Origin of the sequence: Paraburkholderia sp. RL17-337-BIB-A, from assembly GCF_046025895.1 — a bacterium.
GTDB lineage: Bacteria > Pseudomonadota > Gammaproteobacteria > Burkholderiales > Burkholderiaceae > Paraburkholderia > Paraburkholderia fungorum_C.
In genome coordinates, this window is record NZ_JARESY010000001.1 from 753,631 (window position 1) to 779,944 (window position 26,314).

The window sequence follows — 26,314 nt, forward strand, 5'->3', positions numbered from 1 at the left end:
GCGGATAAAAGGGGCCGCGTGTGTCGTCACGACAACGCTCGACGGGCGGGCTCGCATGGCCTCGGCGACATCGCCGGATGCCGTAGCGCGGAAATCGTGGCTACCGTCGTGGAAACGTTACCGATCTGACGCGCAGGGCAAGTTGGATTTACCGCGCGAGGGTGGCCGGGCGGCGCCAGCGATGGAACAGCACGGAGCCGATCCAGCACGCCATGAACATGGCGACGATGCCATAACCCAGCACGCCGAAGCGTTCGTTGAGGCTTGCCACGGCGTCCCATACGCCACCATTCAAACCGAGCTTGTCCGATAGCAATCCCAGCGCTTCGACGCCGCCAATGACGATGGCCACCACCGCCGAGACGAACGTGATGCTCGCGTTGTAGTAGAGCTTGCGCTTCGGATCGTCCATCGCCCAGCCGTAGGCGTGGACCATCAGCACGTTGTCGGTCGAATCGACCAGCGTCATGCCGGCGGTGAAGAGCGCCGGGAATACGAGGATCGAATACAGCGGCAGACCTTTGCTGGCTTGGGACGCTGCAATTGCCAGCAGGCCGATCTCGGTCGCGGTGTCGAAACCGAGGCCGAACAGCACGCCGACCGGGTACATGTGCCAGCTTTTCGTGACGAGCCGGAACAGCGGCCGCAGTGCGCGCGACAGCAGACCGGCGGGTGCGATGGCGGCCGTCGTTTCGGCCGCGAGTTCACCGCCATGTTGGACATGGCGATAGCGGCGCCAGACGTCGCGCAGAATCACGAGATTCACGCACGCCAGCACAAGCAGAAACACCGCCGACACGAGCGTGCCGATCGTGCCGCCCACCGCCTTGAAGGTTTCGAAGCGGCCGTGCAGCGAATGCGCGGTCCAGGCGATGCCGATCGTCGCCACGATCACAATCGTCGAATGACCCAGCGAAAACGATAGGCCCACGCCGAGCGGCTGCTTGCCGGTCTGCATCAGCTTGCGCGTGACGGCGTCGATCGCGGCGATGTGGTCCGCGTCCACCGCGTGGCGCAGGCCGAAGCCATACGCGAGCAGTGCGGTGCCGAGCAGCAATGGGTAGTGGCGAAACGCGATCAGCGCCCACGCCCATGCGCCGAGATTGGCGGCGATCAGTACGGCATACAGCGTGATGAGGCGAGGGCGCAGTGAGGCGGTCGGCGTCATGAGTTACGTGAAGGAGGTTTAGTGATCGTGCGGATGTTTGTGAATCGGATCGACCCAGAAGACGGTTTCCGGTGCTTCCACTGCGTCGATGTTCAGGTTCACCACCACCGCTTCGTTGTCGCTGCGCACCAGCACGCATTCGAGCGGCTCGTCGGTGCTGGCGTTGATTTCCTGATGCGGCACATAGGGCGGCACGAAGATGAAGTCGCCCGGACCGGCTTCGGCCGTGAATTCCAGATGCTCGCCCCAGCGCATGCGTGCCTGGCCACGTACCACGTAGATCACGCTTTCGAGCGCGCCGTGATGATGCGCGCCGGTCTTTGCATTCGGATGGATCGTCACGGTGCCGGCCCAGATTTTCTGCGCACCGACGCGCGCCGCGTTGATCGCCGCCGCGCGATTCATGCCGGGCGTTTGCGCGGTATTGCTGTCGAGCTGGTCGCCCTTGATGACCTTGACGCCGTGCTCGCGCCAGTCGATTGGCGCCGATGCTTGCTCATCCTTGTAATGCGGGTGTTCGTGATCCTGGCTCATGGTGTGTCTCCTCGTGGGCGTGAGTCCGGCCGGTCGGCACGGCGCCGTCTGGCATTTTTGCACGTTCAAAAACGTGTGTGTTGCCGGCGGCCCCAGGCGGCGTCGCGGACGAAAAAAAAGCCCATCCACGGGGGACGGGCTTTTTGCTGCTTGCTTTCGGTGCTTTCGGTGCTTTCGCTGCGCTCGTTGCCTTCGTTACGCCGAGGGTCGCAGCACATGGTGTGTTGCCACCCTTGGCGCTTACTTATGCTTCGCGTTGATCACGGCTTCCGCGACGTTGTTCGGCGTTTCAGCGTAGTGCTTGAACTCCATCGTGTAGGTCGCGCGGCCTTGGGTGGCCGAACGCAGCGACGTCGAATAGCCGAACATCTCCGCGAGCGGCACTTCGGCGCGCACCAGCTTGCCGCCGCCACCGGCGATGTCTTCCATGCCTTGCACCATGCCGCGCCGGCTCGACAGATCGCCCATCACGTTGCCCATGAAGTCTTCCGGCGTTTCCACTTCGACGGCCATCATCGGTTCGAGCAACACCGGCTTGGCCTTGCGCATCGCGTCCTTGAAGGCCATCGAGCCGGCCATGCGGAACGCGTTTTCATTCGAGTCGACGTCGTGGTACGAACCGAAGGTCAGCGTCACCTTCACGTCGACCACCGGATAGCCCGCCAGCACGCCGGCCTTCAGCGTTTCCTGAATGCCTTTGTCGACCGCCGGAATGTATTCGCGCGGAATCACGCCGCCTTTAATCGCGTCGACGAATTCGTAGCCCTTGCCTTGTGCCGACGGTTCGAGCGTGATCACCGCGTGGCCGTACTGGCCGCGGCCGCCCGACTGTTTGACGAACTTGCCTTCGACATCCTCGATCTTGTTGCGCACTGTTTCGCGGTAAGCGACCTGCGGCTTGCCGACGGTCGCCTCGACGCCGAACTCGCGCTTCATCCGGTCAACCAGAATTTCCAGGTGCAACTCGCCCATCCCGGAGATGATCGTCTGGCCGGATTCTTCATCCGTCTGCACGCGGAACGACGGGTCTTCCTGCGCGAGACGATTGAGCGCGATGCCCATCTTCTCCTGGTCGACCTTGGTCTTCGGCTCGACGGCCTGCGAAATCACCGGCTCCGGGAAGATCATCTTTTCAAGGATGATCACATGCTGCGGATCGCACAGCGTGTCGCCCGTGGTCGCTTCTTTCAGGCCGACTGCCGCGGCAATGTCGCCGCAGTAAACTTCCTTGATTTCCTTGCGCTCGTTCGCATGCATCTGCAGGATCCGGCCAAGGCGTTCCTTCTTTTCCTTGGTCGCGTTGTAGACGGTGTCGCCCGAATTCACCACGCCTGAATACACGCGGAAGAAGATCAACTGGCCGACGAACGGGTCGGTCATGATCTTGAAGGCGAGCGCTGAGAACGGATCGTCGTCTTTAGGATGACGCTCGATTTCGCGGTCGTGTTCGTCGTGACCGGTGATCGCGGGAATGTCGAGCGGCGAAGGCAGATAGTCGATCACCGCGTCGAGCATGGCCTGCACACCCTTGTTCTTGAACGCGCTGCCGCACAGCATGGGCACGATCTCGTTCGCGATGGTACGCACACGAATGCCGTGCTTGATTTCCTCTTCGGTCAGCGTTTCGCCGCCCAGGTATTTGTCGAGCAATTCCTCGCTTGCTTCAGCGGCGGCCTCGACCATCTTGTCGTGCCATTCCTTCGCGGTATCCGCGAGTTCCGCCGGGATATCGCGGTACTCGAACTTGATGCCCTGGTTCTCTTCGTCCCAGTAGATCGCCTTCATCTTGACGAGGTCGACCACGCCCTGGAAATGATCTTCCGCGCCGACCGGAATCTGGATCGGCACGGCGACGCCCTTCAGACGGTCGCCGATCTGCCGTTGCACGCGGAAGAAGTCCGCGCCGACCCGGTCCATCTTGTTGACGAACGCAATGCGCGGCACCTTGTACTTGTTCGCCTGACGCCACACGGTTTCGGACTGCGGCTGGACGCCGCCCACCGAGTCGTACACCATGCAAGCGCCGTCGAGCACGCGCATCGAGCGTTCCACTTCAATCGTGAAATCGACGTGGCCCGGGGTGTCGATGATGTTGATCCGGTGTTCGGGATAATTGCCGGCCATGCCTTTCCAGAAGGCAGTGGTGGCCGCCGACGTGATGGTGATGCCGCGCTCCTGCTCCTGTTCCATCCAGTCCATCGTCGCAGCACCGTCGTGAACCTCGCCGATCTTGTGGGTCACGCCTGTGTAGAACAGGATGCGCTCGGTGGTGGTGGTTTTGCCGGCGTCGATGTGAGCGCTAATGCCGATATTCCGGTAGCGCTCGATGGGAGTCTTGCGGGGCACGTGAACCTCCTTGGAATGGCGCGCCTGAAACGCTTGCCGGGCGGCAGTCTGTGCTGCCCGGGGAGCCTGGGTGCTGCTTTACTAAGATTACTAGGATAGCGCGTCGGCCTGTCTTTTGCAGGAATCTTGCCAGCCGCCCGTGAGGCCCTGCTGGTGTGGGCCCAAAGCGCGGCGAAGGCCTTGGCAGCACGGCGCCGCGCATTGCCGCGAGTCGCTGGCGCTGCGCTGAATGCAAAAAACCGGTGCCTCGTGAAAGGCACCGGTTTTTTTGAAAAGCAGCCGTTGAAGAATCGAGCGGTGTGGCGATAGTCGACGCGCTTTTATTGCGCGGCCGGCAAGCCCTGGATCTTCATCCCCGGTTTGATGCCTTTCGACGAGAACCAGCCCTTGCTCATTTCCAACGCATACACGCCATTGTTCGTCGGGCAATGATTGTTGGTGGTCTCGGCCTGCATTTCGTCGATGTCGGTGACCGTGCCGTCGGCGCGCATGAACGCGATCGACAGCGGGATCAACGTGTTCTTCATCCAGAAGCAATGCACAGCGTTTTCGTTGAAGACGAACAACATGCCTTCATTCGGCGCGAGGGTCGTGCGATACATCAAGCCTTGTTCGCGATCGGCGTCGTTGGCGGCGACCGCCGCGTCGATCACGAACATGCCCGCGGTCAGCTTCGCGCGCGGAAAATCGCCGGGCTGCTTCGCGCCGGCCGGCATCTGTTGCGCATGAGCGGGGGCGGCGGTCGTCGCGGCGAACGACAGCGCGGCGAGCGGCAGTGCAACGGCAACAGCGAAACGCGCAATCAACGAGCGCATGGGAAATCGCACGGCATGACTCCTTGCTGGAAATTAACTCGCGAATGTTACGCGAGCGCGTCCAAAACAAAAAGGCAGATCGCCTTTCGGTGACCTGCCTTTCAACGCCGTAAGAACGGCAATGAAGCTAGTTCTTGACTGCGTTTTTTTACAACAAACTTACTCCGAAGCGCCCGAAGCTGCAGCAGCTGCTGCTGCCTTCTTCTTCGATGCCTTCTTGTGAGCGTGCTTCGTGGTCTTCTTTGCCGACGAAGCTGCTGCCATCGGAGCTGCCGAAGCTGCTGCCGGTGCCGAAGCTTGTGCGAATGCTGCCGTTGCGAAGAGGCCAGCGACCAGAGCGGCGATCAGTTTGTTCATTTTGTGAATCCTCAGCTTGAGTTAATTAACCAAATGACCCGGTTATATGTAGAGTCATGTCGGTAAACGTGCCATCCACCTTTCGGTTGACAGCCGCATCGACAATTTCTTCGACGCGTCTGCTTAGCGCTCAGACTCCCCGTACTCACCGCGAGCGCGGCTTGTGCAAAGGCCCTTAAGGCTGAATGCCGGATAGCTTCGGGCGGCATCTGCGTCGAATAACGCGTGAGCTCGCGCGCCGGTTGACGTGTTTTTTGCGGAAAATGTATAGGTCGATGTGCTGATGCAAATGAATGGCTGTGCAGCGCTCACAAACGCAATTGTTTCACGCGTTTTTCATATTGGTTTCACGCGCTCTTTTGTTTGCGGATACAAAGAGTTAGCTTTTCGATGAAGCTCGAAATACACAGTCGATGCGCATTTGGCGCAGAGATCGCACGCATGCGTATGCGATCAGACGATACCTTCCCATGGCGCCTTCAGCGGCAATTCGACACTTTCTCCAGGCTGCAATCCGAGCGAAAAAATATCGAGGGCGCCGACCCCCGCGCGCACGAGACGCAACGTCGGAAAACCGACTGCAGCAGTCATGCGCCGCACCTGACGGTTCTTGCCTTCGGTGATCGACAACTCGATCCACGTGGTCGGAATCGCGGCTCGATAGCGGATCGGCGGCGTACGGGTCCATAGCGAGCCGGTCGGTTCGACGTATTCGGCGCGGCAGGGCCGCGTCACGTAATCGCCGAGATCGACGCCGCGCGCGAGCTTCTTCAACGTGGCATCGTCGAGCGCGCCTTCCACCTGCGCCCAATAGCGTTTGACCAGTTTGTGGCGCGGCTCGGCGATGCGCGCTTGCAGCGCGCCGTCGTCGGTGAGGAGGAGCAGGCCTTCGCTATCGGAGTCGAGTCGGCCCGCCGGGTACACGCCGGGCACTTTCACCCAGTCGGCCAGCGACGCCCGCGTTTCGTGCGGCGAAAACTGACAGATGGTGCCGAACGGTTTGTTAAGGGCGAGAAGTCGCATAGGGGAATCGCTGAAGGTCGAGCGGCGCCGATTGCGGCGGGACGTGCCCACGCGGGCCGGGAGTGGTGCCGCTTCGATAGTAAAGGGCGGAATAATAATGCATAACCAGCCATCGCAAGTCCTTGGTCTTATATAAGACATAGGAGTGCACAGCTTTTCAGTTTTGATTTTCGACAAGGTGGAAAACCCCGAGCCGCTACGGCCTCGTTGCCGCGCCGGTGTGGGCTAGAATAGGCCACCAGGCCGCTCGCGGGCCTCCGGCATTGCGCGTAGCGAGGAGCAACCAGTTTCCGCAGTCTCCCATCAGCTTTCAGCACAGCCTTCACTGGAGTCCGATCATGCCGTATCAGCACATCAAGGTTCCGACCGGCGGTGACAAGATCACTGTCAACGCAGATTTCTCACTCAACATTTCCGACCAGCCCATCATTCCGTATATCGAAGGCGACGGAACCGGCCTCGACATCACGCCGGTGATGTTGAAGGTGGTGGATGCCGCGGTAGAAAAAGCCTACGCGGGCAAGCGGAAAATCCACTGGATGGAAATTTACGCCGGCGAGAAGTCGACCAAGGTGTACGGCCCGGACGTGTGGCTGCCGGAAGAAACGCTGCAGGTGCTGAAGGAATACGTCGTCTCGATCAAGGGTCCGCTCACCACGCCGGTCGGGGGCGGTATCCGGTCGCTGAACGTCGCGCTGCGTCAGGAACTCGATCTGTATGTTTGCCTGCGCCCGGTGCAGTACTTCAAGGGTGTGCCTTCCCCCGTGCGTGAGCCGGAGAAAACCAACATGGTGATCTTCCGCGAGAACTCGGAAGACATCTATGCCGGCATCGAATGGCCTGCCGAGTCGGAACAGGCGAAGAAGGTCATCAAGTTCCTGCGGGAAGAAATGGGTGTGAAGAAGATCCGCTTCCCGGAAACCTCGGGGATCGGTATCAAGCCGGTGTCGCGCGAAGGCACGGAGCGCCTGGTGCGCAAGGCGATCCAGTATGCGATCGACAACGATCGCCGCTCGGTCACGCTCGTGCACAAAGGCAACATCATGAAGTTTACGGAAGGCGCATTCCGTGACTATGGTTATGCGCTCGCGCAGAAAGAATTTGCCGCGGAGTTGATCGACGGCGGCCCGTGGATGAAGATCAAGAATCCGAAGACGGGTGGCGACATTGTGCTGAAAGACGTGATTGCCGATGCGTTCCTCCAGCAGATCCTGTTGCGTCCGGCGGAATACGACGTGATCGCCACGCTGAATCTGAACGGTGACTATGTTTCGGACGCGCTGGCCGCGCAAGTCGGCGGTATCGGCATCGCGCCGGGCGCGAACATGTCGGACTCGGTCGCCATGTTCGAAGCTACGCATGGTACGGCGCCGAAGTACGCTGGCAAAGATTACGTGAACCCGGGCTCGGAGATTCTCTCGGCTGAGATGATGCTGCGTCACATGGGCTGGACTGAAGCGGCTGACCTGATCATCAGGTCGATGGAAAAGTCGATTCTGCAAAAGCGGGTCACGTATGACTTCGCGCGCTTGATGGAAGGCGCCACGCAAGTGTCTTGTTCTGGCTTTGGGCAGGTGTTGATCGAGAATATGTAGGCGATTTCGCGCTGGGTTCCTCAGCTCGAATTCAAAGCCCCGGCGCCGTGAGGCGACCGGGGTTTTTTGTTTTGCAGCATTCAAACCGCATCGGCGTCACCCCTGCTGTGGATGTACGGTCTGTACGGTCGAATTTCCGCCATCAGGGCGTCGCTGTGTTTGAGGGAGATCTGACGCGTAGTCTCGATATGCGGCGCGCGCGGCGGGGGCGCTGCGCCGATTAGCCGACGGCAAGGCGAAGCAGGTCGAAAAGCGAAGCAGCGACCGTTATTTGGGATTTCGTGCCGTCGGTGCACCGTTGAGCCTCGCATGGTGCGAAGCCGCGCCGCATCCGACACTCTTCCACCCTTGCCCAATGATCCGACTGGGCCTTTTCCGTCGCACGCCGGGATCGCGATCCGCAACAGGTAGGTTAGAAGCCCACAAGGTTAGAAGCTCACACTCAAAAAAAGAAACCCGGCACGAAGCCGGGTTTCAAAGGATCGGGTAACGAACCGTATCAGGCAGGTGCCTGGATGTTCGATGCCTGTTTGCCTTTCGGGCCTTGCACGACCTCGAAGGTTACTTTTTGACCTTCCTTGAGGGTCTTGAACCCATTCATCTGGATGGCCGAGAAGTGTGCAAACAGATCCTCACCACCCTCGTCAGGCGTGATAAATCCGAAACCTTTTGCGTCATTGAACCATTTGACCGTACCAGTTGCCATTCCAACTTCCCCTGTAACTCATGTCACTACCACGAGCCCTCGAAAAGCTCGACGACCGCGCGAGGCAGCCGCTCCCTCCTCACAAGCTCACCATCGGCATTTTTTCGATTTATGGCGCAGTGAAAAAAGTGCCAGCTTGATTGTTGAGGCTCTTTATTCGAGTGTCAAGAAAATTTTGAGATGCCGTTGCCGCGTTGCAAACAGGCATTTTCCAGGGTTTTTCCGGCTTTTATTTTCTTATGTGCGCTTGCGCAAGCGGTCTGTCTTGAAAAGTCGCATAATCGACTCACTTGCTGTTCTGCGGGTCGCGCACCGCCGGCTGGCGGGGCAAGGGCAGCGAGCCAGCCGGCATTGGCAGGTTGTGCGATACTCAATCCGACTGCGGCGCGGCACGGCTGCGAAGCATCACAGGATAGGGGGCCGGCTCCGCAATCGGCTCGTCGAATGACGCAACGCTTCGGGGTAATTACCCATCAGGCGGAAGCGAACGGGCTCACCGGCTGGTCGGCCGGGTTTTGACAGGATTGCGGGCCTGTCCTAGTTGTTTAGAATGGGTGTATGGCGATTATCCCGGACAAGCAGGACGGCACCGTACTGGAGCGGCAGGAAAAGAAGCTGAAGCCGCCGTCCATGTACAAGGTGGTGCTGCTGAATGACGACTTCACGCCAATGGAATTTGTCGTGATGATCGTGCAGGAATACTTCAATAAAGATCGTGAAACCGCAACCCAGGTTATGTTGAAGGTGCATCGCGAGGGCAGGGGAGTTTGTGGGGTCTATACGCGGGACATCGCGTCGACCAAAGTCGAGCAAGTCGTTACCCACGCACGGCAGGCCGGGCATCCGCTGCAGTGTGTGATGGAGGAAGCATGATTGCCCAGGAACTGGAAGTCAGCCTGCACATGGCGTTCATGGAAGCACGCCAGGCGCGGCACGAGTTCATAACGGTCGAACATCTTTTGCTGGCACTGTTGGACAATCCAACGGCCGCGGAGGTGTTGCGTGCATGCGCGGCCAATATCGAGGATCTGCGCCAGAATCTGCGCAACTTCATTCATGACAACACGCCTACCGTGCCTGGCACGGACGACGTCGACACGCAGCCCACGCTGGGTTTCCAGCGTGTGATCCAGCGCGCGATCATGCATGTGCAATCCACCTCGAACGGGAAGAAGGAAGTGACCGGCGCGAATGTGCTGGTCGCGATCTTCGGCGAGAAGGATTCGCATGCGGTGTACTACCTGCAGCAGCAGGGCGTGACGCGTCTGGACGTGGTGAATTTCATCTCGCATGGCATCGCCAAGACGAGCAGTACCGACGCCGCGAAAGCGAGCGACGCGAATGCCGAGTCCGACGAAGCCGCCGCGCAGAAGGAAACGCCGCTCGCCCAGTTCACGCAGAACCTGAACCAGATGGCGAAAGACGGCCGGATCGATCCGCTGATCGGGCGCGAGTCGGAAGTCGAGCGGGTGGTGCAGGTGCTGTGCCGTCGCCGCAAGAACAATCCGCTGCTGGTCGGGGAGGCCGGCGTCGGCAAGACGGCGATCGCCGAAGGGCTCGCCTGGCGCATTACGCGCGGCGAAGTGCCGGATATTCTGGCGGATGCGCAGGTGTATTCGCTCGACATGGGCGCGCTGCTCGCCGGCACCAAGTATCGCGGCGACTTCGAACAACGCCTGAAGACGGTCCTCAAGGAATTGAAGGAACGTCCGCACGCGATCCTGTTCATCGACGAAATTCATACGCTGATCGGCGCGGGCGCCGCGTCGGGCGGTACGCTGGATGCATCGAATCTGTTGAAGCCGGCGTTGTCGTCGGGCACGCTCAAGTGCATTGGCGCGACCACGTTCACGGAGTATCGCGGCATCTTCGAAAAAGACGCGGCATTGTCGCGCCGTTTCCAGAAGGTCGACGTGACCGAGCCGACTGTCGAGCAGACGGTGGCGATCCTGCGCGGCCTGAAGTCGCGCTTCGAAGAGCATCACGGTGTGAAGTATTCGTCGGGTGCGCTGTCGGCGGCGGCTGAGCTGTCGGCGCGCTTCATTACGGATCGTCATCTGCCGGACAAGGCGATCGACGTGATCGACGAAGCGGGCGCGGCGCAACGTATTCTGCCGAAGTCTAAGCAGAAGAAGACCATCGGCAAGAACGAGATCGAAGAAATCATTTCGAAGATCGCCCGTGTCCCGCCGCAAAGCGTGTCGCAAGACGATCGCAGCAAGCTGCAAACGCTGGATCGCGATCTGAAGAGCGTGGTGTTCGGGCAAGACCCGGCCATCGACGCGCTGTCGGCTGCGATCAAGATGGCGCGCGCCGGCCTCGGCAAACTGGACAAGCCGATTGGTGCATTCCTGTTCTCCGGTCCCACGGGTGTTGGTAAGACCGAAGTGGCGAAGCAACTGGCGTTCACGCTGGGGATCGAGCTGATCCGCTTCGACATGTCGGAATACATGGAGCGTCATGCGGTGAGCCGTTTGATCGGCGCGCCGCCGGGCTATGTCGGTTTCGATCAAGGCGGTTTGCTGACTGAAGCCGTCACGAAGAAGCCGCATTGCGTGCTGTTGCTCGACGAAATCGAGAAGGCGCATCCGGACATCTACAACGTGCTGCTGCAGGTAATGGACCACGGCACGTTGACCGACAACAACGGCCGCAAAGCGGATTTCCGCAACGTCATCATCATCATGACGACGAACGCGGGTGCCGAGGCAATGGGCAAGTCGGTGATCGGCTTCACGAATCGTCGGGAAACCGGCGACGAAATGGTCGACATCAAGCGCATGTTCACGCCGGAGTTCCGTAACCGTCTGGACGCGACGATCAGCTTCCGCTCGCTCGATGAGGAAATCATCATGCGTGTGGTCGACAAGTTCCTCATGCAACTGGAAGATCAGTTGCACGAGAAGAAGGTCGATGCGCTCTTCACTGACGCGCTGCGCAAGCATCTCGCCAAGCACGGCTTCGATCCGTTGATGGGTGCGCGGCCAATGCAACGTCTGATCCAGGACACGATCCGTCGTGCGCTGGCCGACGAGTTGCTGTTCGGCAAGCTCATGAACGGCGGCCGTGTAACGGTCGACGTGGATGCGGAAGACAAGGTGCAGTTGACCTTCGACGAGCATCCGGCGCCGCGCAATCCGAATCCGGAAGCGGTTGAGGTGGAGTAGGCAGTGATGCTGGCGGTTTGATTCCACACAAGGCGGAACGAGAACGGCGCGCGATGAAATCGGCGCCGTTCTGCTTTTCGTAGTGCGGGTAGCTGACTGCCTCGACGTAACCGCGCTTTCGTCTGATGTAGACCACAGCCATCGTAAGCATCTTAAATTTCGGATACCCACGGATCCCGGCCACCCTCAATTCGGGATCACGTATCGCGCGTCAATCAAGATGAGAACAGCGCGTCAATCAGGATGAGAACTGGCGTGGCGGCAGCGGTGGAGGGCGTAGCCCGGAAACCGCTGCCGCCACGCCGCGCCGAACAGTCCCCCGTCGTCGGGGAGCCTTGTCGGTGGTCGCGGTGGATCGGGTATGAAGGAACCTTCCATTTCACGGGAGGCTACGGTGCCCGGGCGTCACGTCAACGACCACCAGATGAGGCTCTATATGAAGTACAGAAGCAAGGAACAACCGACCAGGGCAGGCGCACGCGCCGGGTTCAGCGCCGCCACTGCCTATCGCATCGAACAGGACCCAAGACCGCCATCGAAGAAGAAGGCGCCACGCACGCGTCGCCGTGCTGATCCCCTGGCAGCAATCTTTGACGCCGAGATCGTCCCGCTGCTCCAGTCCGCTCCCGGCATCCGGCCCGTGGCCGTACTGGACGAGATGCTTCGGCGCCATCCAGACCTCCCGGGCAACGTGCGTCGCACGCTCGAGCGGCGTATTCGCGACTGGCGGGCACTCCATGGCGAGGAGCGTGACGTCATGTTCCGCCAGGTGCACGAGCCCGGTCGCCTCGGATTGTCCGACTTCACCGAGATGGACAGCCTGGGCGTCACCGTGGCGGGTGTCGCGCTGGACCACCGTCTGTATCATTTCCGGCTGGCCTGCTCGGGCTTTGAGCACGCTCACGTCATCCTCGGCGGCGAGAGCTATGTCGCGCTGGCCGAAGGGCTGCAGAACGCGTTGTGGGTGCTCGGTGGCGCACCGCGCGAGCACCGCAGCGACAGCCTGTCGGCGGCGTTCCGCAATCTCGAACGCGAAGCGCGCGACGATCTCACCACGCGTTACGAAGCGCTCTGTGCTCACTACGGAATGCAGCCTACGCGCAACAACCGCGGCGTTGCCCATGAGAACGGCTCCATCGAGAGCCCTCACGGCCACCTCAAGAACGCGGTGCGTGATGCGTTGCTTTTGCGCGGCAGTAAAGACTTCGACGACCTCGATACCTATCGCCGCTTCATCGACGAGCACGTCTGTCGCATCAACGCGCGCAATGGCAAGCGCATTGAGGCCGAGCGCCCGCAGCTTCAGCCACTGCCGCCGCAGCGCACGACGGACTACGAGCAAACGCGTGTGTACGTCAGCTCCACCGGCGGCTTTGTCCTGCGCAAGGTGTTCTATACCGTCCCGTCCCGGCTGATCGGTCATCGACTGCGCGTGCGGCTGTATGACGACCGGCTGGAACTGTTCCTGGGCAGCACCGCCCTGATGACGCTGCAGCGCGGCCGTCCGGGTCCCAGTGGCAAGCACGGCCACGTCGTCAACTACCGGCACATCATCCACGCGCTGCGCCGCAAGCCCATGGCGCTGCTCAACCTGGTCTACCGCGATCAGGTCTTTCCGCGTGAGGCCTATCGATTGACCTTCGAACGCCTGTGCGAGCAACTGCCTGAGCGTGCGGCATGCAAGACCATGGTTGAACTGCTCAGCCTGGCCCACGAGCGCAACTGCGAGGCACAACTGGCGCAGGCACTCGAGCAGTGCCTGGCCGACGGGCAACTGCCCGATCTGCACGCGCTGAGTTCCCGTTTCGAAGCGAAACCCGCGAGCCTGCCGCAGGTGAACGTCCAGCTGCCTTCGTTGCGCGACTACGAGGCCCTGCTTGGCCTGCAAATGGAGGTGGCAGCATGAATCACGAATTCGACGCCACCCGCCTGTCGCTGCTGCTCAACGATTTGCGGCTGCCCGCCATCAAGCAGATCTGGTCGAGCTTTGCCGAGCGTTCCGACACGGAAGGCTGGCCCGCGGCGCGCCTGCTCATGGCGCTGGCCGAACACGAGATCGCCGAGCGCGATCGACGTCGCATCGAACGTCACCTCAGGGACGCCGGGCTGCTGCCGGGCAAGACGCTGGAGAACTTCGATTTCGACGCGGTGCCGATGGTGTCGAGAGCGCACGTCTCGGCGCTTTGCGCTGGCGACGGCTGGCTGCGCAACGGCGCCAACCTGATTCTTCTGGGGCCGTCCGGAGGCGGCAAGTCGCACTTGTCGTCGGCCATTGGACTGAGCCTGCTGGAGAACGGCTGGAAGGTCCTGTTCGCCCGTACCACCGATCTCGTGCAGCGGTTGCAGGTCGCACGCCGCGAGCTGTCGCTGGAGTCCGCCATCAACCGGCTGGATCGATTCGATCTCCTTATTCTGGACGACTTTGCATACGTCAGCAAGGATCAGGCCGAGACGTCGGTGCTGTTCGAGCTCATCAGCGCCGGTATGAGCACCGCTCTTTTTGCTAACTGCAAATCAACCATTTGGCGAATGGGACCGTATCTTCCCCGACCGGGCCATGACGGTAGCCGCCGTCGACCGGCTGGTCCATCACTCCACGATCTTTGAACTGAACGTCGAAAGCTACCGTAGGCGTACCGCCCTCGAGCGCAAGCAGCAGGGACCGGGACGCCCGGCCAGTATCGCGACACCAAACAACGTCGGCGTGCCGCCGCGCCCGGAGGATCAGCAATGAAGCACAACGCACATCTGCAGCTCGTAACGCGTGACGATACATCCGACAGTTCGACGACGAAGCCCATCGCACGCACGGCCGCACAACGGCAACGCGCATACCGCTTACGCCGCAAACGGGCCGTTATAGACGCCATTGGTGAGGAAGCCTGCGCGTCACGCGTTACGATGCTGGCCCTGCTCGGCGAAGGCTTGGCGGCATTGGATAACAGCGACACTTCGACAAGGCTCATTGAGAGCAAACGCCACTGCGTAAGGCGTGTGCTCCAGGCCATCGTCACGCGTTACGCAATCGATCTCACCGACTGACGCGCTGTTCTCATCCTGATTGTCGCGCGGCACAGAATGCCTGCAGCGTAACGCGTTGCGCTGCAGGCTCTGCCCGGCGACGGCTTGGCGGCATTGGACGCCGGCGACATTCCACGATGCTCATCGAGATCAAACGCGACAGCGTAAAGCGTGTGCTCCAGGCCATCGCCACGCATTACGCAATCGTCCTCACCGGCTCGGGCGCCGTTCTCATCCTGATTGTCGCGCGGCACACGCGCGCCAGCGTCAATCAAAAACTGCGCGTCAATCAATAAACGCTTGTCAGCGCCAATCAACATCGGCATCATCAACCCCGCCGCGACATTCTCATCCTGATTGTCGCGCGTCTCTCATCCAGATTGTCGCGCCACAATCACGTTCCTCCATCGCTGAAAATCGTTTTCCAGGCATTCGTGTACCCGGATTGACGCCTTGATCTTGCCATTGTCGGTCGAATCCATGCATAGCCCGGTTCCGGCATTAAAGTACGCTTGAGTTCGGTTGACCTTAAGCCACTGCTGCTGGGCGCTGTTGTTGCAGGTCGATGTCCTGACCAGATTGTTATTGTCCGCAGTGAGGCACAGTCCCGTGTTACTGGACAGGTGCAGCTTGTAGGTATCGCCCTCGGTCAGGATCTGATTTGCGTTACCTCTTAGGCATTGCCATAGTCCGGCTTGTAGCCCGCCGCCCAGCATATCCAGACAGTAAAAATTGACTCGGTTTTGCAAGTGCTTCTGTACAAAGGGTGCGCTTGGATTGACGCTCAGCGTGCATACCTGTTCTGTTGTGCATATAGATTTCGCGACTGACGCACAATTACCATAAGTTTTCGAACTGCTGCTAGTGGGCCTTACCGTTCCGCCATTCGCCTGTGGTGAGCCGTATACCGCAATTGCTTCCGGAACATCCGAACACGATGAGTGTTGTTCATTACCTTGAGCAAAATTCTCCACCCACTCCTGAAGATTTTTGAGTCCACCATAGTTTGTCGGCACGATTATTGTTGCAACCGTTGTCACCTGCTCGGTTCGGGTATTCGTGATTGATGCGGTCCAGCCATCGATACCAGACCTCGCCACTTTTATTCGATATGTGACACCTTCCTTCCAGGGGAAGGTTATCCGACATTGCACTCCGCTCCCCTCGTGACCGAAATGTGAGCAATTGGTCCCGGTAGTGTCTCGCCATCCGGTCGCACCCCAGATGGAAAAATTCAGGGCCTTGTCATTTCCATTGCCAATTTGAAGGCCAACGTAACCACCTTCTTGAGTGCCGGTGTAACTCCATTGATGTGCCCAGTAGGTTCTACCATTTAATCCTGGCGCTCTCGTCACCGTTATCTGGAATTCCATATCGGTGTATCCATCGGATACTTGCGGCCATGTTCTATTGATGGTCGCCATGCCGCCAGCTACGACCGCGTGAGCAACACATGGCGCGAGGACGTTCGATGCGAGCGCGATATTAAGAAATGCCGTGAGAAATTTTTTTCGTGCCGGATTACAAAAAAAATAATAAAAAATTGATTTAATAGTGATATTTATCAAAGGACATTTCATAGTCAAGTATTCCTAAATAATTGACGAAAATATAAATATGAGCCGATGATCCAGAAAATTCGGGTCAATGAGATTTTCGTCTAACGGGGAATCGCAGAGATTTTATGAAATTTTATTTATTTGCGATCATATCAATCGTCAACTTGAATGCAATGCTGACTGTATTTTCGGATTTGATTTTTACCTGCGGAGCGGGATGCATGCCCGTAATCAGAAAATTTATACCCTCATCGAACTGAGTTTCGCTCGGTTGTGCGACACTCTTCAGTGGGTGGTCTTTTGAATAAATTGTAAGGCGATGGGGCTGCGAGTCAACGATCACATCGTCGCAGGTTATTCCCGGAGTCGACGTGTCGGGAGCAGGTGCGTGACTGGGAGACACGCCGTCCGGTTAATGGCCGGTCGGCGCTAATTCATCTGCGAAATAACCTGGTGCCAACTTCAGTGGATTGGGCGTCAGCCGTGGCCAATGGGCGCATTTCCAACGGTGACTTTACAAACGCCAAGGCCGCATCTCAATGCTTGCCCGTGCTGCCAAAACCGCCGGCGCCACGCTCGCTTTCCGCGAAATCATCCACGATATTGAACTCGGCCTGGACCACCGGCACGATCACGAGTTGCGCAAGCCGCTCCATCGGATTCAGCACGAAGGTGGTCTCGCCGCGGTTCCACGTCGAGATCATCAGCTGACCTTGGTAATCCGAATCGATCAGGCCAACCAGGTTGCCCAGCACGATGCCGTGCTTATGACCCAGACCCGAGCGCGGCAAAACCAACGCCGCATAACCCGGATCGCCGACGTGGATTGCCAGCCCCGTCGGCACCAGCGCGGTTTCGCCGGGTTTCAGCGTCAACGGTTCGTCGAGACAGGCACGCAGGTCGAGGCCCGCGCTGCCCGTGGTTGCATAGGCCGGGAGTTGGTCGCGCATGCGCGCATCGAGAATCTTCAGGTCGAGTTTCATGCAGGTTCGAAGGTTTAAGGGGTAGAGGCCGGGCGTCCGAGCTGGAACGCATCGGCGAGAAGTTCATAGGAGCGCAGCCGCGCGCGGTAGCTGCCCGAAACGGTGAGTACGATCAATTCGTCGGCCTGGAACTGCTCCTGCAACGCGTGGAGCCGCTCAGTGACCGTTTCCGGCGTGCCGATAATGCTCCGCGGTTTCTCGCGGTCGATCACGAGGCGCTCGCGTTCGCCGTATTCCTGCGCGATGCCTTGTTCAACGGTCGGGATCGGTTCATTCAGGCCATAAGCCATTTGTACGCGACGCAGGTCGACGGCCTTTTCCAGGTCGGCTGCTTCCTGTTCGGTGTCCGCGCAGATCACGAATACGGCTGCGGCCAGATAGGGTTGTTGCGCTTCCTGGCTGGCCTTGAAGCGCTCGCGATAGGCATGCGCCACCTGGTGCCCGAAATGCGCGTTGATGAAATGCGCGAACGCAAAGCGGATACCGAGCTGTGCCGCCAGCAGGCCGCCGAATTCGCTCGAACCGAGCATCCAGAGCTGTGGGCGCGTGTCGACTTGCGGCTGCAGGAGCACACCGTGCGCGAGGTGACCTTCGGGCAGCGTGCCGTGCATCAGGCCGACTAGATCCGCGACCTGCTGCGGAAAAATGTCGCCGCGATTGTAGGCGCCGGCCGCCACCGCTTGCGCCGTATGCATATCGCCTCCCGGCGCGCGTCCCACGCCAAGGTCAATGCGATTCGGAAACAGCGCCTCGAGCATCATGAATTGCTCGGCCACCTTGAACGGGCTGTAGTAGGGCAGCATGATGCCGCCCGAGCCGAGGCGAATGCGTTGGGTCGCACTGCCGAGGCGCGCCAGCATCACTTCGGGGCACGGATTGGACACGCCCCGCAAGCCGTGGTGTTCAGCGCACCAGTAGCGCGTGTAGCCGAGATCATCGGCAAGTTGCGCGAGTTCGACGGTGGCCGCGATCGCGTCCGCCACCGAGTGCCCGCCGATCACGGGCGTTTGATCGAGCACGGAAAGTAGCGTCATGGCAGTACTGCTCCAGATGATTCGGTGCGCCAGAGGCGCTGGTGGCGAACGCGGCAGGCGCCGCCACGCGCGGTTTTAGCGGATCAGACTTGGGTCGGGCAGACGTCTGGCAATCTCAACGATCAAGGCGCGCGCGAGCGTCTGCTTGTCGGCGCGCGGCAGCTTCGTGGCGCCCCCTGCTTCGAACAGGATCACCTCGTTGTCGTCGAGACCGAAAGTCAGCGGGCCGAGATTGCCGACCAGAAGCGGCACGTTCTTGCGCAAGCGCTTTTCTTCGCCATGCACTTCGAGGTCGCTGCTCTCCGCTGCAAAGCCGACGGTAAACGGCGGATGCGGCAGCTTGGCGACCGCTGCCAGAATGTCCGGATTCTCGACGAAGGTAAAGGTGGGCAGTGCGCGATCGGCGGTCTTCTTGATCTTGTGGTCGCTGGCGTGATCGACACGCCAGTCGGCCACCGCGGCCACACCGATGAAGATGTCGGCGTCGGCGACGGCGCGCATCACCGCGTCGTGCATCTGCTGCGCGGTTTGCACGTCTTCGCGGAACACGCCCCACGGCGTTTCCAGCGCGACCGGGCCTGCGACCAGATGCACCTCGGCGCCGGCCTGCTGCGCGGCGCGCGCGAGCGCAAAGCCCATCTTGCCGCTCGAACGGTTGGTGATGCCGCGCACCGGATCGAGTGGCTCGAAGGTCGGCCCCGCGGTCAGCAACACGCGACGGCCGGCCAGGATCTTGGGCGAGAAGAACGACGCGATCGCCTCAAACGTGGCGGCGGCTTCCAACATGCGTCCGTCGCCGGTTTCGCCGCACGCTTGCGGACCCGAGTCCGGACCGAGCACTTCGACGCCGTCGCCGCGCAGTTGCGTGACGTTGCGCTGGGTGGCCGGGTTCTGCCACATCTGCCGGTTCATCGCCGGCACGACGAGCAGCGGACAATCGCGCGCGACACACAATGTAGAGAGCAGGTCGTCGGCCATGCCGTGCGCGAGTTTGGCGAGGAAGTCGGTCGAGGCGGGCGCAATGACGATCGCGTCGGCTTCACGCGAGAGGTCGATGTGCGCCATGTTGTTCGGCACGCGTCCGTCCCATTGGCTTGTGTAGACCGGACGGCCGGACAACGCCTGCATGGTGACGGGGGTGATGAACTGCGTGGCCGCTTCGGTCATCACGACCTGTACGGTCGCGCCAGCCTTGGTCAACAGGCGCGTGAGTTCGGCGATCTTGTAGCAGGCAATACCGCCCGTCATGCCGAGGACGAGGTGTTTTCCTGCGAGTTCTGCGGTTGCCAACGAAAGCCTCCGACAAAGCGTGGTGGCGGGCGGCGGTACTGTGCATGGCCGCCCGTCGTCAAAACCGGAATCCGGGCGGCCGTGCTTCCGGCGCCTGTGCAGGCACCTCGTTACCGCGAGCCGCGCACCCGGCGCAACTCATCGAGCACGAGCAGAATCGCACCGATCGTGATCGCGCTGTCGGCGAGATTGAACGCCGGCCAGTGCCACGTGCGGACGTGAAAGTCGAGAAAGTCGATCACATGGCCGTACGCGAGTCGGTCGATCACGTTGCCGAGGGCGCCGCCGAGAATCAGCGAAAGCGCCGTGCTAAACATTTTCTGCCCGCCGTGACGCTTGAGCAGGTAGCAGATCACCAGTGCCGCGACCACGCCGAGCGCGGTAAACGCCCAGCGCTGCCAGCCGCCCGCCATCGCGAGGAAGCTGAAGGCGGCGCCGCGGTTGTACACGAGGATCAGGTTGAAAAACGGCGCGACCTCATGCGGAACACCGTAGGCAAACACCTTCTGGACCGCGATCTTGGTGAGCTGATCGAACAGGATCACGATCAGCGCGACGCCGAGCCACGGCGCCAGCGAACTGTTGCTGGCCGACGTTTTCGACATGGTTTTTGCCATTATGCCGCGCTCCTCGTTTCACCGCTGCCGAACAGATTGCTGAAGCAGCGGCCGCACAGCGTGGGGTGTTCGGCGTGCGCACCGACATCCGCGCGGTAGTTCCAGCAGCGTTCGCACTTCAGATACTTCGAGGCGATCACGTCGACGCCTTCGTCCGCTTCGCTATCGACCTTGACGACGCTCGCGGCCGACGTGATCAGCACGAACTTCAGGTCGTCGGCGAGGCTCGCGAGCGTGTCGTAACGCGCGCCGCTCGCGCGGATTTCGACTTCCGCCTGCAGCGACGAGCCGATCAGGTTCGCGACGCGTGCTTCTTCCAGCGCCTTGGTCACGTCGCTCCGCGCGGCGCGCAGCAGCGTCCATTTGTCGAGCAACTCGCCGGCGCCCGGCACTGCCGGAAACGCGTGATAGGTCTCGGTGAAGATCGTTTCGCTGTTCGGCTGGAAGATCTTCCACGCTTCTTCAGCGGTGAACGACAGGAACGGCGCCATCTGGCGCAGCAGGCCATGCGCGATGTGATACAACGCGGTCTGAGCCGAACGGCGCGCGACGGAGTCGGCCGCCGTGGTGTACAGGCGGTCTTTCAGCACGTCCAGATAGAAGCCGCCCAGGTCTTCCGAGCAGAACGTCTGCAGCTTCGCGACCACCGGGTGGAATTCGTACTTGTCGTAGTGCGAGAGGATGTCGTTTTGCAGATTCGCCGACAACGCCACCGCATAGCGATCGATCTCGAGCCAGTCTTCGACCGGACGCGCATGTTGCGCGAAGTCGAAATCGGACAGGTTCGCGAGCAGGAAGCGCAGCGTATTGCGGATACGGCGATAGCCTTCGGTCACGCGCTTCAGGATTTCTTCCGAGATCGCCAGTTCGCCCGAGTAATCGGTCGACGCGATCCACAACCGGATGATTTCCGCGCCGAGGCGATTCGCCACTTCATGCGGATCGATACCGTTGCCGAGCGACTTGCTCATCTTGCGGCCTTCGCCGTCGACGGTGAAGCCATGCGTGAGCAGCGCGTTGTAGGGCGGGCGGCCGTCGAGCATCGAGGCGGTCAGCAGCGACGAGTGGAACCAGCCGCGGTGCTGGTCCGAGCCTTCCAGATACAGATCGGCCGGGAATTGCAGTTCGTCTTTATGCGAGCCGCGCAGCACGTGCCAGTGCGTCGTGCCCGAATCGAACCAGACGTCGAGCGTGTCGCGGTTCTTCTCGTACATGTTGGCGTCGTCGCCGAGCAGTTCGCGCGGGTCGAGCGTTTGCCACGCTTCGATGCCGGCCTTCTCGACGCGTTGCGCGACTTCTTCGAGCAACGCCAGCGTGCGCGGATGCAGTTCGCCGGTTTCCTTGTGTACGAAGAACGCCATCGGCACGCCCCATTGACGCTGACGCGACAGCGTCCAGTCCGGGCGGTTGGCGATCATGCTGAACAGCCGCTGCTTGCCCCACGCCGGATAGAAGGCGGTGTTCTCGATGCCTTCGAGTGCGGTTTCGCGCAGCGTCTTGTCGGTGTCGTTCGGCTTCACGTCCATGCCGGCGAACCATTGCGAGGTCGCGCGGTAGATGATCGGCGTCTTGTGGCGCCAGCAGTGCATGTAGCTGTGCGTGTACTTCTCGGTGCGCATCAGCGAACCGGCGTTGTGCAGCGCCTCGACGATCTGCGGGTTGGCCGCCCAGATCGACAGGCCGCCGAACAGCGCCAGCGATTCGATATAGCGGCCGTCACCCATCACCGGGTTGATGATGTCCGAATCCGACATGCCGTGCGCCTTGCACGACACGAAGTCTTCTACGCCATACGCCGGCGACGAGTGCACGACACCCGTACCCGTTTCGGTCGTTACGTAGTCGCCGAGATAAACCGGCGCCGTGCGCTTATAGCTCGGATGCGCCGCGGCGAGCGGGTGATTGAAGCGCAGGTTGACGAGTTTCGCGCCCGGCGTGGTCGCGATGACCGCGCCTTCGAGGCCGTATTGCTTCAGGCAGGCTTCGACGCGTTCTTCCGCAAGAATCAGCAGGCCGCGCGGCGTATCGACCAGCGCGTAGACGATTTCCGGATGCAGATTCAGCGCCTGGTTGGCGGGGATGGTCCACGGCGTGGTGGTCCAGATCACGATGCCGCCTTCATTGCGCGGCAGCGCACCCAGGCCGAACGCCTGCGCGGTCTTTTCCGGTTCGGCGAAGCTGAATAGCGCGTCGATGGTCGGATCGGTCTTGTCCTTGTACTCGACTTCCGCCTCGGCCAACGCCGAGCCGCAGTCGAAACACCAGTTGACCGGCTTCAGGCCGCGGAACACGTAGCCCTTTTCCATGATCTTCGCGAGCGCGCGGATTTCGCCGGCTTCGTTCGTGAAGTTCATCGTCTTGTACGGATTGTCCCAGTCGCCGAGCACGCCCAGGCGGCGGAAGCCGACCTTCTGCCTTTCGATCTGTTCGGTCGCGTAGGCGCGTGCCTTCTGCATCACTTCAGCGGCCGGCAGCGATTTGCCGAACTGCTTTTCGATCTGGATTTCGATCGGCATGCCGTGGCAATCCCAGCCCGGCACGTAGACCGCGTCGAAGCCCGCCAGATTGCGCGCCTTGACGATCATGTCCTTGAGGATCTTGTTCACCGCGTGGCCGAGGTGAATGTCGCCGTTCGCATACGGCGGCCCATCGTGCAGGATGAACTTCTTACGGCCTTTGCTGGCCGCACGGATCGTCTCGTAGACCTTGCGTTCCTGCCACTCCTTGACCCATTGCGGCTCGCGTTTGGGCAGGTCGCCACGCATCGGGAACGGCGTGTCGAGCAGGTTGACCGGGTAGCGTGACTGCGGTTTCGAATCGGCTTTCTTGTTGCTCATGATGAGGTCGCGGTGAATTCTTTCTAAGCGCAGCGAGGCTGCGGTAAGCGCAAGATGCGCAGGGCGTGGGGCGCGCCCGGCAGGCATGTCGCGTGATCCACGGACGCCCTTCGATGCGCGCAGCGGTGGGTACATGCAGCACTCGGTGCGCTGGCATGTACCGCGGCGGCTATCTAATTCGGTCTGTGGCCGAGGTGGCGAAACCGGTGGAACGGCTGCCCGGCGTGCCGGCGCCGACGGCCGCGAACCACGCGCGCGCATTGGCGACGTCGCGCGAGATGGCGGCAGTCAGCGTTTCGAGGTCGACGTACTTTTCCTCGTCGCGCAGCTTCTTCAGGAATTCGACGCGCACGAGTTTGCCATACGCGTCGCCGTGCCAGTCGAGCAGGTGCACTTCGAGCAGCACGCGGCCCGAATCGTCAACGGTGGGGCGCAGGCCGAGGCTTGCCACACCCGGCAACGGAACGTCCGCCACGCCATGCACGCGGACCACGAAAATACCGGCGAGCGCCGGACGCTTGTGGGCGATCGGCAGATTGAGCGTGGGGAAGCCGAGATCGCGGCCCAGCTTCATGCCGTGCACGACGTGCCCGCTGATCAGATAATCGCGACCCAGCGCGGCACGCGCCGAGTCCAGATCGCCCGCCACCAACGCGGCGCGTACGCCCGAGCTGGAAATGCGCGCGCCGGACGGATCGGCAACCGTGGCCATCTGCTCGACTTCGAAACCGTACTGTTGACCCGCGGCCTTGAGCGACCCGAAATCGCCCGCGCGCTTCGCGCCGTAGCGGAAATCGTCGCCGATCATCACCCAGCGCGCATGCAGCCCGTTGACGATGATCCGTTCGACAAACGCGTCCGGCGACTGGCTGGCGAACGTGTGATTGAAATGCTCGACCACCACACGATCGACGCCGTTGGTGCGCAGCGCCTCGAGCTTGTCGCGCAGCATCGCGATCCGCGGCGGCGCACCGGCCGGGTTGAAGAACTCGCGTGGGTGCGGCTCGAAGGTCATCACACAGACGGGCAGGCCGCGCGCATCGGCTGCGGCCCGGACGTGGGCGAGCAAAGCCTGATGGCCGCGGTGGACACCGTCGAAGTTGCCGATGGTCAGTGCGCAGGGCGCACGGCTTTCAGCATTGGGAAGACCGCGGAAGACTCTCACGATAGCGGGTTTAAGGTAGGGCGGGCGAGGTGCCGCAAAACGAACGATTATAAACGCTCAGCGCACGAGACGGCGGCGCGTCGCCGTTTCAGTGTCCCTCGAATGATAAAATCCGCGGATGAAAAAACTCGTCATCCTGATTTCCGGACGGGGAAGCAATATGGAAGCTATCATTCGCACCTGCGCGGACGAGGGCTGGGCGGCGCAAGTCGCCGCCGTGATTGCCAACCGTCCTGACGCCGCGGGCCTTGCGTTCGCGGCGTCGCACGGTATTGCCACGGCGGTGGTCGACCACCGCCAGTTTCCGGATCGCGACAGTTTCGACGCCGCGCTCGCGCAAACCATCGACAGCTTTGCGCCCGATCTGGTCGTGCTCGCGGGCTTCATGCGAGTGCTCACGGCCGGTTTCGTCGACCATTACGCTGGGCGCATGCTGAATGTGCATCCATCGCTGCTGCCGAGTTTTCCTGGGCTGAAAACCCATCAACAGGCATTGGACGCCGGCGTGCGGCTGCACGGCGCGTCGGTGCATTTTGTCACGTCGCAGCTGGATCACGGGCCGATCGTCGCGCAGGCGGCCGTCCCCGTTGAGGCTGGCGACACTCCCGCCATGCTCGCCGAACGCGTGCTGGCAGTCGAACACATTATTTATCCACGCGCGGTGCGCTGGTTCGTCGAAGGGCGTCTTGCTCTCGACGGCTTGCGTGTCACGCTTACGCCGCCGGAGCCGCAATGGCTCTTTGCCGGTCACACCGCCGGAGAGGGCGCATGAGATTACATGGTTTTTTGATTGGACAAACCGAGACTTTGCTGGCTGAAGTCCTGAAACTGAACGGCCCGGCCGACGCCACGACGAGCCGCTTTTTCCGCGCGCATCCGAAGCTCGGGCACGGCGAGCGCGGTGTGATCGCCGAGGCGGTCTTCGCGGTGCTGCGCCGTCGCATGGAATTCGCCCATCTGGCTGAAGGCGGCGCGGGCAGTCCGGCCCGCCGCATGGCCTTGCTGGGTCTGATGCAGACGGCCGGCCGCACGGCCCTCAAGCCGTTTGTGTCGGACACCGAGTCGCACTGGCTCGAACATGTCGCGAAGATCGACCCGGAAAGCCTGCCGCTGCGGACTCGCCTGAATCTGCCCGACTGGATCTATCAGGCGCTCACCAAGCGTTTCGAGGCTGAGGAGTTGGCGCAACTGGCCGCAGCGCTGAACTACCCGGCGCCGCTGGACCTGCGCGCCAACCCGATCAAGGCAAGCCGCGACGACGTGCTGAACGCGCTCTCCAAGGCCGGCATCGAAGGTGGCGCGACGCCGTTCGCGCCGTTCGGCGTGCGGGTGGTCGGCAAGCCGCCGCTCACCAAGCTCGACGCATTCCAGCACGGCTGGGTCGAAGTTCAGGACGAAGGCAGCCAGTTGCTGTGTTCGCTGGTCGCACCCAAGCGCGGCGAAATGATCGTCGACTTCTGCGCGGGCGCGGGCGGCAAGACGCTGGCGCTGGGCGCGGCAATGCGCTCAACTGGGCGTTTGTATGCGTTCGACGTCTCCGAGCGTCGTTTGGCCAAGCTCAAGCCGCGCCTTGCGCGCAGTGGCCTGTCGAACGTGAATCCAGTGCTGATCGACAGCGAACACGACGCGAAGATCAAGCGTCTGGCCGGCAAGATCGACCGCGTGCTGGTCGATGCACCGTGCAGCGGCTTGGGTACCCTGCGCCGTAACCCGGACCTGAAGTGGCGCCAGTCGCCTGAATCGGTCGCCGAACTGGCGCCGAAGCAGGCGTCGATTCTCGCCAGCGCCTCGCGCCTCGTGAAGAAGGGTGGCCGTCTCGTCTACGCAACCTGCTCGATTCTGGAAGCGGAAAACGAAGCCGTCGTGCAGCAGTTCCTCGCCGACCATCCGGACTTCGCCCTGGTACCCGCGCGCGACGTGCTGGCCGAACAGCGCATCGACCTGGAAATGGGCGATTATCTGTCGCTGTGGCCGCACCGCCACGCCACTGACGGCTTCTTCGCCGCCGTGCTGGAACGCCAGAGCTAACCGCAACAGGCTATCTGCCGGCGCGGCCAGGTTCCCTCCCGAACACGGCGCGCCGGCGATTTCGGCGAC

Annotated in this window: 22 protein-coding genes and 1 pseudogene; 9 read left to right on the forward strand and 14 right to left on the reverse strand. The window is 61.2% G+C overall.

Features of this window, described 5'->3' with window-relative positions:
* Positions 1-148: 148 nt before the first annotated feature.
* From P0D84_RS03540 to P0D84_RS03565, 6 genes are all read right to left on the reverse strand, one after another.
* Complete coding sequence (locus P0D84_RS03540) at positions 149-1,168, reverse strand: HoxN/HupN/NixA family nickel/cobalt transporter (protein ID WP_408332500.1); 1,020 nt, start codon at positions 1,166-1,168, stop codon at positions 149-151.
* 18 nt (positions 1,169-1,186) lie between these two features.
* Complete coding sequence (locus P0D84_RS03545; RefSeq protein ID WP_408332502.1) at positions 1,187-1,702, reverse strand: cupin domain-containing protein; 516 nt, start codon at positions 1,700-1,702, stop codon at positions 1,187-1,189.
* Positions 1,703-1,942: 240 nt separating this feature from the next.
* Entirely contained in the window at positions 1,943-4,048 is a 2,106-nt protein-coding gene (gene fusA, locus P0D84_RS03550) for an elongation factor G (protein WP_408332504.1), read from the reverse strand.
* Positions 4,049-4,368: 320 nt separating this feature from the next.
* Entirely contained in the window at positions 4,369-4,875 is a 507-nt protein-coding gene (locus P0D84_RS03555) for a DUF192 domain-containing protein (protein ID WP_408332506.1), read from the reverse strand.
* 147 nt (positions 4,876-5,022) lie between these two features.
* Entirely contained in the window at positions 5,023-5,220 is a 198-nt protein-coding gene (locus tag P0D84_RS03560; RefSeq protein WP_408332508.1) for a hypothetical protein, read from the reverse strand.
* A gap of 453 nt (positions 5,221-5,673) precedes the next feature.
* Entirely contained in the window at positions 5,674-6,243 is a 570-nt protein-coding gene (locus P0D84_RS03565; RefSeq protein WP_408332510.1) for a pseudouridine synthase, read from the reverse strand.
* A 338-nt stretch (positions 6,244-6,581) separates the two neighbouring features.
* Between P0D84_RS03565 and icd the strand changes: the two genes are divergently transcribed.
* Positions 6,582-7,838 carry an NADP-dependent isocitrate dehydrogenase gene (gene icd, locus P0D84_RS03570; RefSeq protein ID WP_408332512.1) on the forward strand — a complete coding sequence of 419 codons (1,257 nt, stop codon included), beginning with the start codon at positions 6,582-6,584 and terminating at the stop codon, positions 7,836-7,838.
* Positions 7,839-8,337: 499 nt separating this feature from the next.
* Here icd and P0D84_RS03575 read toward each other — a convergent pair whose 3' ends face one another.
* Complete coding sequence (locus P0D84_RS03575) at positions 8,338-8,544, reverse strand: cold-shock protein (RefSeq protein WP_007180614.1); 207 nt, start codon at positions 8,542-8,544, stop codon at positions 8,338-8,340.
* A gap of 558 nt (positions 8,545-9,102) precedes the next feature.
* Between P0D84_RS03575 and clpS the strand changes: the two genes are divergently transcribed.
* The 6 genes and pseudogenes from clpS to P0D84_RS03605 all read left to right on the forward strand — a co-directional run bounded on the left by clpS (position 9,103) and on the right by P0D84_RS03605 (position 15,028).
* The gene (gene clpS, locus P0D84_RS03580; protein ID WP_006050100.1) at positions 9,103-9,417 is read left to right on the forward strand and encodes an ATP-dependent Clp protease adapter ClpS; all 315 of its coding nucleotides are present in this window, start codon (positions 9,103-9,105) and stop codon (positions 9,415-9,417) included.
* The gene (clpA, locus tag P0D84_RS03585) at positions 9,414-11,711 is read left to right on the forward strand and encodes an ATP-dependent Clp protease ATP-binding subunit ClpA (protein WP_074765373.1); all 2,298 of its coding nucleotides are present in this window, start codon (positions 9,414-9,416) and stop codon (positions 11,709-11,711) included. Before clpS ends, clpA begins: the two co-directional genes overlap by 4 nt.
* A 394-nt stretch (positions 11,712-12,105) precedes the next feature.
* On the forward strand, positions 12,106-13,617 hold the full coding sequence (istA, locus tag P0D84_RS03590) for an IS21 family transposase (protein ID WP_459252208.1): 1,512 nt from the start codon (positions 12,106-12,108) through the stop codon (positions 13,615-13,617).
* A pseudogene (gene istB, locus P0D84_RS03595) lies at positions 13,614-14,445 on the forward strand (IS21-like element helper ATPase IstB). The gene istA and the pseudogene istB overlap by 4 nt, the downstream one beginning before the upstream one ends.
* Positions 14,442-14,753: a hypothetical protein gene (locus P0D84_RS03600; protein WP_096509064.1), complete on the forward strand. Its 312-nt coding sequence runs from the start codon at positions 14,442-14,444 to the stop codon at positions 14,751-14,753. The pseudogene istB and the gene P0D84_RS03600 overlap by 4 nt, the downstream one beginning before the upstream one ends.
* Before the next feature lie 116 nt (positions 14,754-14,869).
* The gene (locus P0D84_RS03605) at positions 14,870-15,028 is read left to right on the forward strand and encodes a hypothetical protein (RefSeq protein ID WP_162826291.1); all 159 of its coding nucleotides are present in this window, start codon (positions 14,870-14,872) and stop codon (positions 15,026-15,028) included.
* Between the two features lie 75 nt (positions 15,029-15,103).
* Here P0D84_RS03605 and P0D84_RS03610 read toward each other — a convergent pair whose 3' ends face one another.
* The 7 genes from P0D84_RS03610 to P0D84_RS03640 form a co-directional block, all read right to left on the reverse strand.
* On the reverse strand, positions 15,104-16,312 hold the full coding sequence (locus P0D84_RS03610) for a DUF3472 domain-containing protein (RefSeq protein WP_408332515.1): 1,209 nt from the start codon (positions 16,310-16,312) through the stop codon (positions 15,104-15,106).
* 515 nt (positions 16,313-16,827) lie between these two features.
* Complete coding sequence (gene dut / locus P0D84_RS03615) at positions 16,828-17,274, reverse strand: dUTP diphosphatase (protein ID WP_408332516.1); 447 nt, start codon at positions 17,272-17,274, stop codon at positions 16,828-16,830.
* A 14-nt stretch (positions 17,275-17,288) separates the two neighbouring features.
* A complete protein-coding gene (locus P0D84_RS03620; RefSeq protein WP_408332518.1) occupies positions 17,289-18,308 on the reverse strand; it encodes an LLM class flavin-dependent oxidoreductase in 1,020 nt (339 codons plus the stop codon).
* A 75-nt stretch (positions 18,309-18,383) separates the two neighbouring features.
* Positions 18,384-19,598: a bifunctional phosphopantothenoylcysteine decarboxylase/phosphopantothenate--cysteine ligase CoaBC gene (gene coaBC / locus P0D84_RS03625; protein WP_408332520.1), complete on the reverse strand. Its 1,215-nt coding sequence runs from the start codon at positions 19,596-19,598 to the stop codon at positions 18,384-18,386.
* A 110-nt stretch (positions 19,599-19,708) separates the two neighbouring features.
* On the reverse strand, positions 19,709-20,215 hold the full coding sequence (gene lspA / locus P0D84_RS03630; RefSeq protein ID WP_408332522.1) for a signal peptidase II: 507 nt from the start codon (positions 20,213-20,215) through the stop codon (positions 19,709-19,711).
* Positions 20,215-23,052 carry an isoleucine--tRNA ligase gene (gene ileS / locus P0D84_RS03635; RefSeq protein ID WP_408332524.1) on the reverse strand — a complete coding sequence of 946 codons (2,838 nt, stop codon included), beginning with the start codon at positions 23,050-23,052 and terminating at the stop codon, positions 20,215-20,217. Before ileS ends, lspA begins: the two co-directional genes overlap by 1 nt.
* Positions 23,053-23,221: 169 nt before the next feature.
* Complete coding sequence (locus tag P0D84_RS03640; RefSeq protein ID WP_408332526.1) at positions 23,222-24,217, reverse strand: bifunctional riboflavin kinase/FAD synthetase; 996 nt, start codon at positions 24,215-24,217, stop codon at positions 23,222-23,224.
* Positions 24,218-24,335: 118 nt separating this feature from the next.
* On the opposite strand from P0D84_RS03640, the gene purN reads away from it, so the two are divergent.
* On the forward strand, positions 24,336-24,989 hold the full coding sequence (gene purN, locus P0D84_RS03645) for a phosphoribosylglycinamide formyltransferase (RefSeq protein WP_408332527.1): 654 nt from the start codon (positions 24,336-24,338) through the stop codon (positions 24,987-24,989).
* The gene (locus P0D84_RS03650) at positions 24,986-26,245 is read left to right on the forward strand and encodes an RsmB/NOP family class I SAM-dependent RNA methyltransferase (RefSeq protein ID WP_408332529.1); all 1,260 of its coding nucleotides are present in this window, start codon (positions 24,986-24,988) and stop codon (positions 26,243-26,245) included. The genes purN and P0D84_RS03650 overlap by 4 nt, the downstream gene beginning before the upstream one ends.
* The last annotated feature ends 69 nt before the right edge of the window (positions 26,246-26,314 follow it).

Bases quoted from the DNA above. Each gene is read 5' to 3' on its own strand.
- purN (WP_408332527.1), top strand. From the start codon at position 24,336: ATGAAAAAACTCGTCATCCTGATTTCCGGACGGGGAAGCAATATGGAA.
- P0D84_RS03560 (WP_408332508.1), bottom strand. From the start codon at position 5,220: ATGAACAAACTGATCGCCGCTCTGGTCGCTGGCCTCTTCGCAACGGCA.
- clpS (WP_006050100.1), top strand. From the start codon at position 9,103: ATGGCGATTATCCCGGACAAGCAGGACGGCACCGTACTGGAGCGGCAG.
- P0D84_RS03600 (WP_096509064.1), top strand. From the start codon at position 14,442: ATGAAGCACAACGCACATCTGCAGCTCGTAACGCGTGACGATACATCC.
- P0D84_RS03545 (WP_408332502.1), bottom strand. From the start codon at position 1,702: ATGAGCCAGGATCACGAACACCCGCATTACAAGGATGAGCAAGCATCG.
- dut (WP_408332516.1), bottom strand. From the start codon at position 17,274: ATGAAACTCGACCTGAAGATTCTCGATGCGCGCATGCGCGACCAACTC.
- P0D84_RS03565 (WP_408332510.1), bottom strand. From the start codon at position 6,243: ATGCGACTTCTCGCCCTTAACAAACCGTTCGGCACCATCTGTCAGTTT.
- P0D84_RS03605 (WP_162826291.1), top strand. From the start codon at position 14,870: ATGCTCATCGAGATCAAACGCGACAGCGTAAAGCGTGTGCTCCAGGCC.
- P0D84_RS03610 (WP_408332515.1), bottom strand. From the start codon at position 16,312: ATGAAATGTCCTTTGATAAATATCACTATTAAATCAATTTTTTATTAT.
- clpA (WP_074765373.1), top strand. From the start codon at position 9,414: ATGATTGCCCAGGAACTGGAAGTCAGCCTGCACATGGCGTTCATGGAA.
- lspA (WP_408332522.1), bottom strand. From the start codon at position 20,215: ATGGCAAAAACCATGTCGAAAACGTCGGCCAGCAACAGTTCGCTGGCG.
- icd (WP_408332512.1), top strand. From the start codon at position 6,582: ATGCCGTATCAGCACATCAAGGTTCCGACCGGCGGTGACAAGATCACT.
- P0D84_RS03620 (WP_408332518.1), bottom strand. From the start codon at position 18,308: ATGACGCTACTTTCCGTGCTCGATCAAACGCCCGTGATCGGCGGGCAC.
- ileS (WP_408332524.1), bottom strand. From the start codon at position 23,052: ATGAGCAACAAGAAAGCCGATTCGAAACCGCAGTCACGCTACCCGGTC.
- P0D84_RS03650 (WP_408332529.1), top strand. From the start codon at position 24,986: ATGAGATTACATGGTTTTTTGATTGGACAAACCGAGACTTTGCTGGCT.
- P0D84_RS03540 (WP_408332500.1), bottom strand. From the start codon at position 1,168: ATGACGCCGACCGCCTCACTGCGCCCTCGCCTCATCACGCTGTATGCC.
- P0D84_RS03575 (WP_007180614.1), bottom strand. From the start codon at position 8,544: ATGGCAACTGGTACGGTCAAATGGTTCAATGACGCAAAAGGTTTCGGA.